General features: G+C 68.5%; 15 protein-coding genes. 3 read left to right on the forward strand and 12 right to left on the reverse strand.

The window, feature by feature from the left end; all coding sequences use genetic code 11:
* Positions 1-95 precede the first annotated feature (95 nt).
* The 3 genes from AC0KUR_RS18640 to AC0KUR_RS18650 form a co-directional block, all read right to left on the reverse strand.
* Positions 96-659 (reverse strand): barstar family protein, encoded by a 564-nt coding sequence (locus AC0KUR_RS18640; RefSeq protein ID WP_034186412.1) that lies wholly within the window; start codon positions 657-659, stop codon positions 96-98.
* Between the two features lie 16 nt (positions 660-675).
* Positions 676-1,107, reverse strand: a complete 432-nt coding sequence (locus AC0KUR_RS18645) for a guanyl-specific ribonuclease (protein ID WP_034186411.1) — start codon at positions 1,105-1,107, stop codon at positions 676-678.
* A gap of 376 nt (positions 1,108-1,483) precedes the next feature.
* Positions 1,484-3,826 carry an NADP-dependent malic enzyme gene (locus AC0KUR_RS18650; protein WP_473376280.1) on the reverse strand — a complete coding sequence of 781 codons (2,343 nt, stop codon included), beginning with the start codon at positions 3,824-3,826 and terminating at the stop codon, positions 1,484-1,486.
* A 134-nt stretch (positions 3,827-3,960) separates the two neighbouring features.
* On the opposite strand from AC0KUR_RS18650, the gene thiL reads away from it, so the two are divergent.
* From thiL to AC0KUR_RS18665, 3 genes are read left to right on the forward strand one after another with little or no spacing between them, the layout of a single operon-like run.
* Positions 3,961-4,959, forward strand: coding sequence for a thiamine-phosphate kinase (thiL, locus tag AC0KUR_RS18655; RefSeq protein WP_473376281.1), 999 nt, complete (start codon positions 3,961-3,963; stop codon positions 4,957-4,959).
* Positions 4,949-5,494 carry a phosphatidylglycerophosphatase A family protein gene (locus AC0KUR_RS18660; RefSeq protein ID WP_034186408.1) on the forward strand — a complete coding sequence of 182 codons (546 nt, stop codon included), beginning with the start codon at positions 4,949-4,951 and terminating at the stop codon, positions 5,492-5,494. The genes thiL and AC0KUR_RS18660 overlap by 11 nt, the downstream gene beginning before the upstream one ends.
* A 31-nt stretch (positions 5,495-5,525) precedes the next feature.
* Positions 5,526-6,026 (forward strand): CinA family protein, encoded by a 501-nt coding sequence (locus AC0KUR_RS18665; RefSeq protein ID WP_034186407.1) that lies wholly within the window; start codon positions 5,526-5,528, stop codon positions 6,024-6,026.
* Positions 6,027-6,061: 35 nt separating this feature from the next.
* On the opposite strand, the gene AC0KUR_RS18670 is transcribed toward AC0KUR_RS18665, so the two are convergent.
* From AC0KUR_RS18670 to AC0KUR_RS18710, 9 genes are all read right to left on the reverse strand, one after another.
* A complete protein-coding gene (locus tag AC0KUR_RS18670; RefSeq protein ID WP_473376282.1) occupies positions 6,062-7,120 on the reverse strand; it encodes a haloacid dehalogenase-like hydrolase in 1,059 nt (352 codons plus the stop codon).
* 195 nt (positions 7,121-7,315) lie between these two features.
* Positions 7,316-8,158, reverse strand: a complete 843-nt coding sequence (pyrF, locus tag AC0KUR_RS18675; protein WP_034186405.1) for an orotidine-5'-phosphate decarboxylase — start codon at positions 8,156-8,158, stop codon at positions 7,316-7,318.
* A 39-nt stretch (positions 8,159-8,197) separates the two neighbouring features.
* Positions 8,198-9,259, reverse strand: a complete 1,062-nt coding sequence (locus AC0KUR_RS18680; RefSeq protein ID WP_034186404.1) for an aldose 1-epimerase — start codon at positions 9,257-9,259, stop codon at positions 8,198-8,200.
* Between the two features lie 51 nt (positions 9,260-9,310).
* Positions 9,311-10,108 carry an SDR family NAD(P)-dependent oxidoreductase gene (locus tag AC0KUR_RS18685; RefSeq protein ID WP_473376283.1) on the reverse strand — a complete coding sequence of 266 codons (798 nt, stop codon included), beginning with the start codon at positions 10,106-10,108 and terminating at the stop codon, positions 9,311-9,313.
* A gap of 28 nt (positions 10,109-10,136) precedes the next feature.
* Positions 10,137-11,153, reverse strand: a complete 1,017-nt coding sequence (araH, locus tag AC0KUR_RS18690) for an L-arabinose ABC transporter permease AraH (protein ID WP_034186402.1) — start codon at positions 11,151-11,153, stop codon at positions 10,137-10,139.
* A gap of 69 nt (positions 11,154-11,222) precedes the next feature.
* Positions 11,223-12,734, reverse strand: a complete 1,512-nt coding sequence (gene araG / locus AC0KUR_RS18695; RefSeq protein WP_343727926.1) for an L-arabinose ABC transporter ATP-binding protein AraG — start codon at positions 12,732-12,734, stop codon at positions 11,223-11,225.
* 68 nt (positions 12,735-12,802) lie between these two features.
* Positions 12,803-13,798, reverse strand: coding sequence for an arabinose ABC transporter substrate-binding protein (locus tag AC0KUR_RS18700; RefSeq protein ID WP_049030988.1), 996 nt, complete (start codon positions 13,796-13,798; stop codon positions 12,803-12,805).
* 102 nt (positions 13,799-13,900) lie between these two features.
* Positions 13,901-14,680: an SDR family oxidoreductase gene (locus AC0KUR_RS18705; RefSeq protein WP_473376296.1), complete on the reverse strand. Its 780-nt coding sequence runs from the start codon at positions 14,678-14,680 to the stop codon at positions 13,901-13,903.
* A complete protein-coding gene (locus AC0KUR_RS18710) occupies positions 14,680-15,357 on the reverse strand; it encodes a 2-dehydro-3-deoxy-6-phosphogalactonate aldolase (RefSeq protein WP_034186399.1) in 678 nt (225 codons plus the stop codon). The genes AC0KUR_RS18705 and AC0KUR_RS18710 overlap by 1 nt, the downstream gene beginning before the upstream one ends.
* Positions 15,358-15,368: the final 11 nt, after the last annotated feature.

Here is a 15,368-nt window from a genome sequence, read left to right on the forward strand (position 1 = left end):
AGCGGCGCGCGCACCGGCCCGGACGCATCGCGCAGGCGCAAAAAAGCCCGCTCGAGGCGGGCTTCCTGCCGGATCGGCCGCGGGCCGGTGCGTGCTTACGCGAACGAGTAGAACACGCGGAACGCGACCTTGCGCTCGGCCCAGAACTCGGCCGCCTCGCGGAACACGTCGAGCAGCGTCTCGCGCCCTTCCTTGTCGAATTTCTGCGCGATCGGCAGCCCTTCGAGAACGATCACGAAACCGGGCTGCGCGCCGGCCTTCGCGACGAGGTCGGTCAGGCAGTCGTACAGTGCATCGTAGTTCTTCCCGAAATGCTTCGGGAACAGGAACGACGTCGCGATCGTTTCCATCACTTCCTGCTTCGACTGCGCGGCGCCGCAATACGCGAACAGGAAGTGCTGGCCGAGCCGGGTGGCTTCGTCGGCGAGATCCTGCACGCGGAACGCGCGGATCGACTGCACGAGATTGGGTCGCACGGTCGTGAAAAGGCTCATAGGCTCCTCGTTCGATGAAAGCCCGGGTTCGGCTTCCTGTTGCTCCGGCGTGCTGCCAGCCTGCGCCGCCGCGTGCAGCTGGATCACGCGCTGAAACAGATTGCCGTCGCCGGCAGCGAACAGATCCGCCGCCGCCGTATCGTGCGCGTAGATGGAGTCGCTCATGCCATTCGTCCCGAAGTCATTCAACAATACGTTTAAAACTGTTGTAGTGGTCGCCCGTGTAGTAACAGTTGTCGATCCGGCGCAAGGGCCCGCCACAGACGATCCGGCGCGCCCCGCGATTGCGGGCACGCGGCGTCGGCACCGTGTACTCATGGTAGTAGCCGCGCTTCGCCTTCGGCAGGATCCGCTCGCGGTTGCCGAATACGACGCCGTCTTTCTCGTACGGATAGGGGCCGCCCGCGCCGATCAGGCCCAGCGTGGTCACGGCCTCGCGCGGAAGACTGGCAACCGGAATCGTATCGAGCCCGCTGGCGGCCACGTCGGCCGGAACGGCCTCCCGTGCGTAAGCGGCGGAAACCAGACTGCCCGTCGGCGTGCCGACGATACCCATCGCGAACATCGCGAAGACGGACGCGAGCGCGCCGTTGCGGAGCCACTTGCGTGCCATGAACCAGGGTTCCCGCTGTTAAATCAAGTAGTTGACGACCAACAAAGGCGTTAGCGTAGCGTTATTGGCCGCGCGAATCAATGTCCGTTTGGGAATCGAAAGCGTCGTGATACCCGGAATCGCGCATTTCTTACCGAAATTACACTACATTTATCTTACATAGGATAAAATCCGGATGGCATCTCGCTGTTGGCAGGACCTGCCTCCCTGCCGCGCTCGCTGTCTGGAGTGGAGAGATGCTGCTTGTTGCTTGCGGGAAGCGCGTTTGCGCCCTGCCCGGCGGCGTGCCCGTTGCGGGCACGCCTCTTTTTGCTTTTGTTTACAATTTTCCCGACGCGCCACGCCGGTTCGACCGGCCTGGCGCGTTCGTTTTGGCTCAGCGCGCCGCGTTCACGTCGGCGACCAGCAGCGCCGCCATGTTGACGATGCGGCGAACGGTCGCCGATTCGGTCAGCACGTGCACCGGCTGCGCGGCGCCCAGCAGGATCGGCCCGATCGCGATGTTGTTGCCGGCGGCCGTCTTCAGCAGGTTGTACGCGATGTTCGCGGCGTCGATGTTGGGCAGGATCAGCAGGTTCGCTTCGCCTTCCAGCGTCGATTCCGGCAGGATTTCCTTGCGCAGCGCCGCGTCGAGCGCGACGTCGCCGTGCATTTCGCCGTCGACCTTCAGCTCCGGCGCGGTTTCCTGCAGGATCGCGAGCGTATCGCGCATCTTCTTCGCCGAAGGCGCGTTGCTCGTGCCGAAATTCGAGTGCGACACCAGCGCGACCTTCGGCTCGATGCCGAAGCGGCGCACTTCCTCTGCCGCCATGATCGTGATCTCGGCCAGTTGCTCCGGGGTCGGATCGACGTTCACGTGCGTGTCGACGAGGAAAATCTGGCGGCCCGGCAGCACGAGGCCGTTCATCGCCGCGTACACGCTGCAGCCCGGGCGCTTGCCGATCACCTGGTCGATGAAGTGCAGGTGGCGGTGCGTGGTGCTGATCGTGCCGCAGATCATCCCGTCCGCTTCCCCCTTCTTCACCAGCATCGAGCCGATCAGCGTCGTGCGGCGGCGCATCTCGACGCGCGCGAGCTGCTCGCTGATGCCCTTGCGCGCCATCATCTTGTAGTACGTCTGCCAGAAGTCGCGGTAGCGCTCGTCGTGCTCGGTGTTGACGACCGTGAAATCGGTGCCCGGCGTCAGGCGCAGGCCGTAGCGCTGGATACGGTGCTCGATCACCGACGGGCGGCCGATCAGGATCGGCCTGGCCAGCTTCTCGTCGACGATGATCTGAACGGCCCGCAACACGCGCTCTTCCTCGCCTTCCGCGAACACCACGCGCTTCTTCTCTTCCGACGCGGCGCGCGCGATCTGGAAGATCGGCTTCATCGTCGTGCCGCTGTGATACACGAACTGCTGCAGGTGCTGCTTGTAGGCTTCCATGTCCTCGATCGGGCGCGTCGCGACGCCGCCGTCCATCGCGGCCTGCGCGACGGCCGGCGCGATCTTCACGATCAGGCGCGGATCGAACGGCTTCGGGATCAGGTATTCGGGCCCGAACGACAGATCCTGGATGCCGTACGCGGTCGCGACGATGTCGCTCTGCTCGTGCTGGGCCAGCTCGGCGATCGCGTTGACGGCCGCGATCTCCATTTCACGCGTGATCGTCGTCGCGCCGACGTCGAGCGCGCCGCGGAAGATGAACGGGAAGCACAGGACGTTGTTGACCTGGTTCGGGTAGTCGGTGCGGCCGGTCGCGAGAATCGCGTCGGGGCGCACTTCGAGCGCCGCTTCGGGCAGGATTTCCGGCGTCGGGTTCGCGAGCGCGAGGATCAGCGGACGCTCGGCCATGCCCTTCACCATCTCCTGCTTCAGCACGCCCGCCGCCGACAGGCCGAGGAAGATGTCCGCGCCGTCGATCACTTCGGCCAGCGTCCGGGCGTCGGTTTCGCGCGCGAAACGCTCCTTGTCCGGATCCATCAGCTCGGTGCGGCCCTTGTAGACCACGCCGGCCAGGTCGGTCACCGTGATGTTCTCGAGCGGCAGGCCGATGTCGACCAGCAGGTCGAGACACGCGAGCGCCGCCGCGCCCGCGCCCGAGGCGACGAGCTTGACCTTCTTGATGTCCTTGTTGACGACCTTCAGGCCGTTCGTGACGGCCGCGGCCACGACGATCGCGGTGCCGTGCTGGTCGTCGTGGAACACCGGGATCTTCATCCGCTTGCGCGCTTCGCGCTCGACGATGAAGCAGTCCGGCGCCTTGATGTCTTCCAGGTTGATCCCGCCGAAGGTCGGCTCCAGCGCGGCGATCACGTCGACGAGCTTGTGCGGGTCCGACTCGTTCAGCTCGATGTCGAACACGTCGATGCCCGCGAACTTCTTGAACAGCACGGCCTTGCCTTCCATCACCGGCTTCGACGCGAGCGGGCCGATGTTGCCGAGACCGAGCACCGCCGTGCCGTTCGTGACGACGCCGACCAGGTTGCTGCGCGCGGTGAAGCGCGCGGCGTTGAGCGGATTCTCGACGATCTCCTCGCACGCGTACGCCACACCCGGCGAGTACGCGAGCGCGAGGTCGCGCTGGTTGATCATCTGCTTGGTCGGGGCGATCGCAATTTTCCCGGGCGTCGGGAATTCGTGATAGTCGAGTGCGGCTTCGCGGAGCTTGGCTTTGGAGGAGGCTTGGGTGGACATGTGTCTCGTGACGGGCGGATTAGAATAACTGTTCGACGGCATTGTAGCGCCAATCATCGGCCGCCAGACCTGCGATTCGGGTGCAACAGCCGCGACAAAAATGTACCGGATGGTGCAGAAGCGCCGCCGTTCGCCTCGTACAATGCCGTTCCTTCAACCGTTCCGGATCGCCCGACGTGCCAGCCGCCCTCTCCGAGTTTTCGCTGATCGAACGCTTCTTCACGCGCCGCGCCGCGCAGGGGGCGCGCGCGTCGACGCTCGGGATCGGCGACGATTGCGCGCTGATCACGCCGCGATCCGGGAAATTGCTGGCCATTTCGACGGACATGCTGGTGGAAGGCCGCCATTTCTTTCCCGATGTCGCGCCCGACGCGCTCGGCCACAAGACGCTCGCGGTCAACCTGTCCGATCTCGCGGCAATGGGCGCCGAACCGCGCGCGTTCACGCTCGCCTGCGCGCTGCCGCGCGCCGACGCGGCGTGGCTCGAGGCCTTCAGCAACGGGCTGTTCGCGCTCGCCGAGCGCTACGGCTGCGAGCTGATCGGCGGCGACACGACGAGCGGGCCGCTGAACCTGTGCGTGACCGTGTTCGGCGAAGTCGCACCCGACGCGGCGCTGCGGCGCGACGCCGCGCGCGACGGCGACGACGTGTGGGTGTCCGGCACGCTCGGCGACGCCCGCGCGGGCCTCGGCGTCGCGCGCGGCGAATGGGCGGCCGGCGCGGCCGAAGCGGCCGCGTTCCGGCGCGCGCTCGAGCGGCCCGAGCCGCGCATCGCGCTCGGCCTGGCGCTCGCGGGCGTCGCGCACGCGGCGCTCGACCTCTCCGACGGCCTCGCCGGCGACCTGCAGCACATCCTGACGCGTTCGAACGTGCGCGCCGAGATCGACGCCGACGCGGTGCCGCGCTCGGCCGCGCTCGCGACGCTGCCGCCCGACGTGCAGCGCCGTTGCACGCTGGCGGGCGGCGACGACTACGAACTGTGCTTCACCGCGCCGGCCGCGGCCCGCGCGGCGGTCGAGGCGGCCGGCGCAACGGCCGGCGTGCCGGTCACGCGAATCGGTACAATACGCGCGTTGTCCGCGCCGTCGGCGCTCCCCGCGATCGCGTGGCACGACGCCGCCGGCGCGCCCCTCGCTCTCACGTTGCACGGCTTCGACCACTTCCATGCAGACTGACCCGACGCCCGCGCCTGCCGCGGCCGAGACCGGCGCCGCACCCGACGCGCCGCAGCGCGTGACCGCGCGCTTCATGCTGTCGCACCCGGCGCACATCGTGTCGCTCGGTTTCGGCAGCGGGCTCGCGCCGATCATGCCCGGCACGTTCGGCTCGCTGTTCGGCTGGCTGACGTTCGTCGTGCTCAACCGCTACCTGACGGTGCCCGAATGGTGGGCGCTGATCGCCGTCGGCTTCGCGGCGGGCACGTGGATCACCGGTTTCACCGCGAGGAAGACGGGCAGGTCCGATCCGGGCGCCGTCGTCTGGGACGAGATCGTCGCGATCTGGCTCGTGATGCTGTTCGTCACGCCGGCGACCTTCATCGGCCAGCTGTGGGCGTTCGTCGCGTTCCGCTTCTTCGACATGCTCAAGCCGCCGCCGATCCGCTATTTCGACCGCCGCCTGAAAGGCGGGCTCGGCATCATGGCCGACGACCTGGTCGCCGCGTTCATGACGCTGCTCGTGATCGCCCTGTGGCGCTCCGTCGTCGGCTGACCGATTTCCCGACTCCCGTATCCCGACGCGCATGCCAACCGATTCCGTCGTCCATCAGCTTGCGATCCGCGCAGGCAACAAGCTGCGTGACGAGCACCTGACGCTCGCCACCGCCGAATCCTGCACCGGCGGGATGATCGCCGCGGCGATCACCGACATTTCCGGCAGCAGCCAGTGGTTCGAGCGCGGGTTCGTCACGTACTCGAACCAGGCCAAGATCGAGATGATCGGCGTGCCGCCCGACCTGATCGACAAGCACGGCGCCGTCAGCGAGCCCGTCGCGCGCGCGATGGCCGAAGGCGCGCTGCGCAACAGCCGCGCGCAGGTCGCGCTGTCCGTCACGGGCATCGCCGGCCCGGCCGGCGGCAGCGAGAAGAAGCCGGTCGGCACCGTGTCGTTCGGCTGGAGCAACCGGCTGCATACCGACGTCGAGACGCTCGTGTTCAAGGGCGACCGCGAGCAGATCCGCACGCAGGCGGCCGCGCATGCGCTGCGCGGGCTGCTGAAGCTGCTCGACGAGCGCGAAGGCTGACCGGGCCGGGGCGCGCGACGCGCCCCGCTTGCCGCTTACTGGATCGCGTCGGGCTTCACGACGATCCAGTTCTTGTCCGCCGTCACCGGCAGGCCGAGCGATTTCTGCTTCGCGGCCGATTCGGCCGACCACGCGCGGATCTGCGTCATCTGCTTGTCCTTCTTGTTGACCCACACGCGCACGCCGCCGCGCGCGACGTCGGTCGCGTTCAGCAGCATGTAGCCGTCGGACGCCGGCGTGTCGCCCGCGACCAGCACCGGCTTCTTCCACTGGTCGATCCAGCCGACGATCGAACCGAGCTTGCCTTCGTACCACGTCATCGGGTTCATCAGGAACGGCGTGATCACCAGGCTGCGGTTCGCCGCCTCGTCGTACTTGCCGGCCTTGATCTGCAGCCGCGACGTCGTCAGCGCACCGGTCGCCGGGTTGCGCAGCAGCGTCGTCACGCCGATCACGTTCTGCGGCTTCACGTGGTAGCCGTACTTCGGGTCGGACAGCACGAGCCGCGCGAGCTCCTCGTGCGCGGCCGTCATCACGTAGACGTCGATGCCGTTCTCGCGCAGCGCGGTGTACAGCTCCTGCATGCCGCGGAAGAAGCGCGGCGGGTTCACCGTGCCGTCGACCACCTTGTCGCCCTGCCAGTAGCGGACCGGAACCGGCTTGCCGTCGGCGAGCATCGCGTCGACGTGGCGCTTCAGGTCGGCGAGCGACTGCCCGGCGAACGCCTGCGCGATCCACGGGTAGCAGACGAGGTCGTCGATCTCGCACAGCCGGTAGTAATAGCTCGTCAGCGACTCCCGGTAGTCGGCGGAATCCTTGAACGGGATCAGCTTCAGCGACGGGTCGAGCGTGTCGCGCGTCAGCACGCCGTGGTTCTCGAGGTACGGCAGCAGCGATTCCTCGAGGTCGTAGCGGTAGGTCGTGTTGTCGGCGTCGAACACCGCGTAGTCGCCGCGGTGCGCGTGCGCGGCGATCATCGCGTTCAGCGCCTTCGCGCTGTCGGCCGGCCAGTGCGACAGGTCCGCCGCATGGGCGAACGTCATGCACCACGATGCGGCGAACGCGCTCAGGACACGGCGGGACAGCTTGGGCATGGCGTCACTCCCTTTCTTGACATTTTCGTTACAGATCGATGACAAGCGGCAGCATCGCGCGAATGAACGGCGGGCATGCGGTGCGGAAGCGACGGGAAGTTGTTCGTGTGCGCCAGCGCGGCACACACGCGATGAAGGCGCGCGGCCCGCGGGCGCGGGCGCGGCCGGTGGCCGCCCGAACGGGCGGCCGGCATGTCAGCGATGCGCGTTGATCGTGTCGCGCGTCTTCTGCGCGGCGAGCGCCGCGGCTTCGGCGAAGTCCTCGCCCTTGCTCGCGTACAGGATCGCGCGCGACGAGTTGATCATCATGCCGGTGCCGTCGGCCGTGCGGCCCGCGCTGACGGTCGCCTGCACGTCGCCGCCCTGCGCGCCGATGCCGGGGATCAGCAGCGGCATGTCGCCGACGATCCCGCGCACGATCTCGATTTCCTTCGGGAACGTGGCGCCGACCACGAGGCCGAGCTGGCCGTTCCTCGCGTTCCACTTGTTCGCCGCGAGGTCGGCGACGACCTGGTACAGCGGCCGGCCCGGATGGCCGGCCCCGCCCGTTTCGAGGAACTGCAGGTCGGAACCGCCCGGGTTCGACGTGCGGCACAGCACGATCACACCCTTGCCTTCGTGCTCGAAGTACGGCTCGACCGAGTCGTAGCCCATGTACGGGTTCACCGTGACGGCGTCCGCGCGATAGCGCTCGAACGCTTCGCGCGCGTACTGCTCGGCCGTGCTGCCGATGTCGCCGCGCTTCGCGTCGAGGATCACGGGCAGGCCCGGATGCTGGAGGTGGATGTGCGCGATCAGGCGCTCGAGCTGGTCTTCCGCGCGATGCGCGGCGAAGTAGGCGATCTGCGGCTTGAACGCGCTCGCGTACGGCGCGGTCGCGTCGACGATCTGCCGGCAGAATTCGAAGATCGCGTCGGGCTGGCCGTCGAACTGCACGGGAAAGCGCGACGGCTCGGGATCGAGGCCGACACACAGCAGCGAGTCGGTGCGCTGCCACGCGGCGCGCAGCGATTCGATGAAAGTAAGCGGGGAAGACATGGCGGGTACTCGCGGCAAACCGTTGGTAGACCGCGTATTTTACCCGCGTCGCCGGCGTCCCTCGCGTGTCGCGGCATGGCCGCGTGCATCGGCGCGTTCGACGGTGAACGCGAAGCGCCGCGTGAGGCGCTCGCCGGGCGCGAGCAGCGTCATCCCGTGCGCGGCCGCGCCGCCCGGCAGGTTCACCGCATTGATCGGATGATCGACCGGCTCGAAGCAGAAGAAATCCTCGCCCGGCGGCGTGTAGAGCACGTACGCGTCGGCGTCCGCCGCGACGGTCAGCGACAGCCCGCGGCGCGGCCAGCTCACCGTCGCGTGGCCGCCCCAGCCGGTGAACGCGTGATTGACGAGCGCGGCCGGCAGCGGATACGCGACGCCGAACTGCCAGGCCGGCGGCACGCTCACGTGCCGCACCGGCAGGAAATCGGCGCCGGACAACCACAGCCCGCCGGCCGCCGCGGCCAGCTCGGTCACGCTGTCGCGCACGAGAAACGGATGCACGCCGAGCCCGAACGGCAGCCGCGCGCGCCCCGCGTTCTCGATCGTCAGCGCGATCGACAGCGTCGCATCGTCGAGTTCGAACGACTGGATCGCGCGGAACGCATACGGCGCGCCGCCCGCGCGGTCGAGCGACAACTGCAGCGTCGTGCCGGTCGCATCGTCCACCTGCCACGGCGCGAGCCAGCCGTCGCCGTGGATCGGCAGCGGTTCGTCGCGGCGGTTGCGCGGCACCGCGATCTTGCGCCCGTCGCATTCGAAGCGCCCGTCGCCGATCCGGTTCGAGTAAGGCAGCAGCGGATAACACGCGAGCTCGTTCGGGTCCGTCGCCGTCTCCGGGTGCTCGCAGCGGCGGAACACCGGCATCAGCGCGCCGTTGTCGCCGCGCCAGTCGAAGCGCGCGATGCCGCCGCCGAGGTGCGGCAGCACGTCGAGCCGCAACGACGCGTTCGACAGCGTGACGGCCGCCGCATGCGCGGCGCCGACGCCCTGCGCGAACGCGGCCGTCTGCGGGCCGGGGCTGACCGGCTGCGCGGCGGCGGCCAGGCGCGCGCGGCGCGACTGGCTGGTGGACGACGATGCGTGCGAGGACGGGGCGGTCATGGCGAACTCCTTTCCTTCGTCGAGGAAACGATGCAGGTCGGTGCGAACGGGTCAGGCCCAGCCGCCGTCGACGATCACGTCCTGCGCGGTGATCATCCGGCTGTCGTCGGCCGCGAGAAACAGCGCCATCCGCGCGAGGTCGGCCGGCAGCAGCTCGGCGTCGATGCACTGGCCGGCCTTGATCGCCGCGCGGCCCGCGTCGTCGAGCCACAGCCGGCGCTGCTTGTCGGTCATCACCCAGCCCGGCACCAGCGAATTCACGCGGATGCCGAACGGGCCGAGGTCGCGCGCGAGCCCGCGCGTGAGCCCCTGCACGGCGGCCTTCGCCATCACGTAGACGGGATAACCGCCGTTTTTCAGCATCCAGCTGATCGAGCCGAGATTGATGATCGCGCCGCCGCCCTGCTGCTTCATGTCGTCGATCACCGCCTGCGCGGCGAAGAACTGGTGGCGCAGGTTCACCGCGATGCCCGCGTCGAACGCGTCGGGCGTCACGTCGCCGATCGCGTGGCGCGCGTCGTTCGCCGCGTTGTTCACGAGCACCGCGATCGCGCCGATGCGCGCGCGGATCGCGTCGATCGCACGGCGCAGCGCGTCGATGTCGGTCAGGTCGCACTGGATGAACAGCGGCGCGTGGCGCACGTGCGCGAGGCTGTCCGCCAGCGCGGCGCCCGCGGCCGCGTCGAGGTCGACGAACGCGACGCGCGCGCCCTGCGCGGCGAAGTGCTCGACGAACGCCGCGCCGATGCCGGTCGCGCCGCCCGTGATCAGCACCGCGCGATCCTCGAGGCTCGGGTATCGCGCGTATCGCGCGGCGCTCGCGCCAAGCGCGGAAGTGTCGATGGTCATGCGGTTCGTCTCCGTGGAAACCGGTCGGTCAGTCGCGTACGCCGCGGTTCTTCAGCTGGTCGAGCAGCACGGCCGCGAGCAGGATCGCGCCGCGCACGAGGTACTGGTAGAACGCGTCGATGTTCAACAGGTTCATCACGTTCTCGACGGTGCCCATGATCAGCACGCCGATCACGACGCCGGAGATCGTCGCACGGCCGCCCATCAGCGACACGCCGCCGAGCACGCACGCGGAAATCACGTTCAGTTCGAAGCCCTGCGCGGCGTTCGGCTGGCCCGACGTGATGCGCGATGCGAGGATCACGCCCGCGAGCGCCGTCACCGCGCCCTGGATCAGGAAGATGTAGACGCGCGTGCGTTCGACGTTGATCCCCGCGAGCCGCGATGCCTCGGGGTTGCCGCCGATCGCGAGCGTGTTGCGGCCGTATACCGTCTGGTTCAGCAGCACGCCGAACGCAATGAAGCACAGCAGCGTGACCCAGATCGGCAACGACACGCCGAAGAGCGTGAGCCCGCCGAGCGCGATGAAGGTATCCGACGACACGCCGACCGCCTGCCCTTTCGACACGATGAAGCCGAGCCCGCGCACGATCTCCATCGTCGCGAGCGTCGTGATCAGCGCGTTGATGCGCAGGTACGCGATCACCGCGCCGTTCACGAAGCCGATCGCGGCGCCGGCCGCGACCGCCGCGACGATCGCGACGAACGTGTTGTCGGTCGCGTTCAGCACCATCGCGCACAGCACGCCGGAGAACGCGACGGTCGAGCCGATCGACAGGTCGAAGTCGCGCGACGCGAGACAGAACATCATCGTGCACGCGACCATGCCGATCTGCGAGATCGACAACGCGAGGCCGAGCATGTTGTCGATCGAGAAGAAATGATCGACCGTCAGCGACATCGTGATGAACATCACCGCGAAGATCGCGATCAGGCTGTATTCGGTCAGGTGCTGCCACCACTTCTGGCGGTCGCCCTGCTGTGGAACCAGCGCGTCGGCCGTCGGCTTCACGGCGGCGCTGGCGAGGTTTTCGTTGACTTGCATGGTGTGTCTCCTGCTCCTGCTTCGCGCGGCCCGCGCCGCGCAGGTTCGATTCGATTGTCGCCGGTCGCGTCAGGCTGCCTCGACCGCGCTCGTCTGCGGCAGCGCGAGGCTCAGCACCGCGTGCTCGTTCGCCCGTTCGCGCGGCAGCTCGCCGGCGATCCGGCCTTCGCGCATCACGACGATGCGGTCGGACACGCCGAGCACTTCCGGCAGCTCCGACGACACCATCACGATCGCGCAGCCGCGCTCCGCGAGCCGGTAGATCACGTCGTAGATCTCGTGCTTCGCGCCGACGTCGATCCCGCGCGTCGGCTCGTCGAGGATCACGACCTTCAGGTCGGGCTCCGCCAGCCAGCGCGACAGGATCGCCTTCTGCTGGTTGCCGCCCGACAGGAAGCGGATCTTCTGGCGCCGGTTCGGCGTCTTGATCTTCAGCCGCTGGATGAAGCGGTCGGCCGTTTCGCTTTCGGCCTTGCGGTTGATGAACAGCCCCGCGCGCAGCGAATGGCGGCGGCAACTGATGTTGATGTTCTCCGCGACCGACGCGATCGCGATGATCCCTTCTTCCTTGCGGTCCTCGGGGCACAGCACGATGCCGTGGCGGATCGCGTCGCCGGTGCGCTTCACGTCGATGCGCGCGCCGTCGAGCGTCAGCACGCCCGCGCGCCGGTGGTCCGCGCCGTACACGAGCCGCATCAGTTCGCTGCGGCCCGCGCCCACCAGCCCGAAGAAGCCGACGATCTCGCCCGCGCGCACCGAGAAGCTCGCGGGTGCGCGCAGCGCATGGCCGTCGATGCCTTCGGCGGAGAACCGCACGTCGCCGAGCGCGCGCGGCGCGTAATGGTAGATGTCCGAAATCTCGCGCCCGACCATCTCGGCGACGAGCCGTTCGCGCGGCACGTCGCCGAGCGACTCGTGCGACGCGATCTTGCGCCCGTCGCGGAAAATCGTGCACGCATTGCAGAGCCGGTAGATCTCGTCCATCCGGTGCGAGATGTAGATCAGCGCGCGGCCCTGCGCGCGCAGGTCGTCGACGAGCTTGAACAGCACCTCGGTCTCGCGATGCGACAGCGAACTGGTCGGTTCGTCGAGCGCGATCACGCGCGCATTGCGCATCAGCGCCTTGCAGATCTCGACCATCTGCCGCTGCGCGATCGACAGCCGCCCGAGCTTCGCGTCGGGATCGAGGTCGACGCCCATCGCCGCGAGCCGCTCGCGCACGTAGCGCTTCGCCTCGCGCTTCCTCACCCAGCCGAACGCGTTCGGCAGGCGGCCGAGCAGCAGGTTTTCCGCGACCGTCAGGTCGGGGACGTACTGCAGCTCCTGGTGAATCACCGCGATGCCGGCCGCGATCGACGCGGCCGCATTCGCGAACTGCACGGGCTGGCCGTCGACCAGCACGCTGCCCGCATCGGGCTGGTATTCGCCGCCGAGAATCTTCAACAGCGTCGACTTGCCCGCGCCGTTCTCGCCCATCAGGCCATGCACTTCGCCCGCCTGCACGTCGAACGAAATGCCGTCGAGTGCGCGCACGCCGGGAAATACCTTGCCGATATTGTCAAAACGCAGTGCCGCTGACACGTCGTCTCTCCACTTCCGAAATCGATCGACCGCCGGCCGCCGCATCGCCGCGGCAGCCGGCGGGCCGCTTACTTCGACGCGAGCCCCATCTCGTCGCGTACCTTCGACACGTTGTCGCGCGTCGCGAGCATGCCCGTCGTCAGCGTCAGCGGCGGCGGCGCCTTGCCCTGCGTGATCCACGTGTACATCAGGTCCGAGGTTTCCTCGCCGTGGCGCTTCGGGCTGATGATCACGGTGCCGTAGAAGCCCGTCGGCTGCGGCTTCTTGAACTCGTTCAGCGCCGAGTCGGACCCGCCGATGCCGATGCCGATCATGTTGTCGGCCTTGAAGCCGCGCCCTTCGGCCGCGCGTACCGCGCCGAGCACGGCCTCGTCGTTCAGCCCGTACGCGACCCAGTGCTTGAACTGCGGGTTCTTCGTGAGCGCGATGTTCGCCGCGTTGAACGCGTTTTCCGTGTCTGTCTTCGCCTGCGGCGCCGCGATCACGTTCGCCTTCGGGAAGCCGGCGGCCACCAGCGCGTCGGTCGCGCCGCTCGTGCGGTCGTGCGCGGTCGGCAGCTGCTCGTAGGTGATGTCGATCGCGCCGACGTCCTTCATGTCCCAGCCGCGCTTCTTGATCTCGGCCGCGATGCCGTCGCCGACCTGCTTGCCGATGTTGTACGCGGAGATCCCCATGTGCGGGACCGACTCGATCGGCTTGCCCGCGCCGTCGACGAGGCGGTCGTCGACCGTCATCATCTTCAGGTTGTGCGACTTCGCCTTCGCGACGATGCCCGGCCCGAGCTTCACGTCGGGCGTGCAGATGATGAAGCCCTGCGCCTTCTGCGCGGACAGGTTGTCGATCGCGCTCATCACCTTCTCGCCGGACGGCGCGCCGATCTTCACGAGCGTGAAGCCCTTTTGTTTCGCCGCGATTTCGGCGAACTTCCACTCGTCCTGGAACCACGGCTCTTCCGGCTGCTTCACCAGGAAACCGATCTTGACCGGGTCGGCCGCGTGCGCGACCGGGCTGCCCATCACCACCGCGGCCGCGGCCGCCAGCGTTACGAACGTTCTGCGTTTCATCTCCAGTGTCTCCTTGTTTTCATCGAACAGGATGCAGCCGCTTGTTGGTTTCGACGCAGCGTGCGCGCGGCCGTCGCACGTGCGGTCTTTCGAATCGTTGCGTCAGTCGTGGTACAGCGCCGCGCGCCCGCCGTCGACGGTGATGCAGGCGGCATTGATGAACGGTGCCTCGTCGGACGCCAGGAACACGGCTGTCATCGCGACCTCCTCCGGCCGGCCGATCCGCTTCATCGGCTGCAGCGCGAGCGTCGCGGCGCGCGCGGCGGCCGGATCGGGTTGCGCGTCCCACCAGTCGCGCGTGAGCTGTGTCTCGATGTAGCCCGGCGCGATCGCGTTCACGCGCACGTTGCGCGCCGCGTATTCGATGCCGAGCGCGCGCGTGAGACCGAGCACGCCGTGCTTCGCGACCGGGTACGGAAAGCAGCCCGGGATGATCCTGAATGCATGCGTCGACGCGATGTTCACGATGCTGCCGCGGCCGCGCTCGACCATTCCCTCCAGCGCCGCGCGGCAACCGTGCCACACGCCGTCGAGATCGACCGCGAAGCAGCGGCGCCAGTCGTCGTCGGTCATCGTCAGCGGATCGGCGAACACGTTGATGCCCGCGTTGTTCACGAGCACGTCGAGCGGACCGAACGCCGCTTCGGTCCGCGCGAGCGCATCGCGCACCGCATCCTGCCGCGCGACGTCGGCCTGCAGCGGCAACACGCGCGCGCCGTCGAATTCGCGCGCGATCGCGGCGGCCGTGTGCTGCGCCTGCGGGAAATCGAGATCGACGAGCGCGACGGCCGCGCCATCGCGAACGAACGCGCGGGCGATCGCGGCGCCGATACCCCGGCCCGCGCCCGTCACCATCGCGACCTTGCCCGCGAGGCGGCCCATCATGCCGCTCCGCCGCGCGCGACGCGCAAGCCGGCCTGGAACGCGCGCGCGTTCGCCGCCGTCGTGTCGGCCGACTGGCCGGGCCGGTACAGCGCCGAGCCAAGGCCGAAGCCGTTCGCGCCCGCGTCGAGGAACGGCGCCATGTTGTCGGGCGAAATGCCGCCGACCGGGATCAGCGGCACCGCGCGGTCGATCACCGCGCGCCATGCCTTCACGACCGGCACGCCGAGCTGTTCGGCCGGGAACATCTTCAGCACGTCGGCACCGTGCGTCAGGGCCGCGAACGCCTCGGTCGGCGTCGCGACGCCCGGTGCGCTCGCGAGGCCGCGCTCGCGGGCGCGGCGGATCACCGCCGCGTCGCTGTGCGGCATCACGATCAGCGCGCCGCCCGCATCCTGCACGCGGTCGACGTACTCGGCACGCAGCACGGTGCCCGCGCCGACGATCGCGTCGTCCGGCAGCGCGCGCCGCAGCGCCGCGATGCTGTCGAACGGATCCGGCGAGTTGAGCGGCACTTCGACGATCCGGAAGCCGGCCTCGTACAGCGCGCGGCCGTGGTCGGCCGCCTCGGCGGGCGTGATGCCGCGCATGATCGCGATCAGCGGACACGCGTCGAACGCGCGCATCAGGGCGGCGTGGGGCGTGTACGGCGCGGGCAAGGTCAGGTCGGACGGCATCGAAGATTCCT

The sequence above is a fragment of the Burkholderia sp. YHN3-13 genome, from assembly GCF_055810675.1.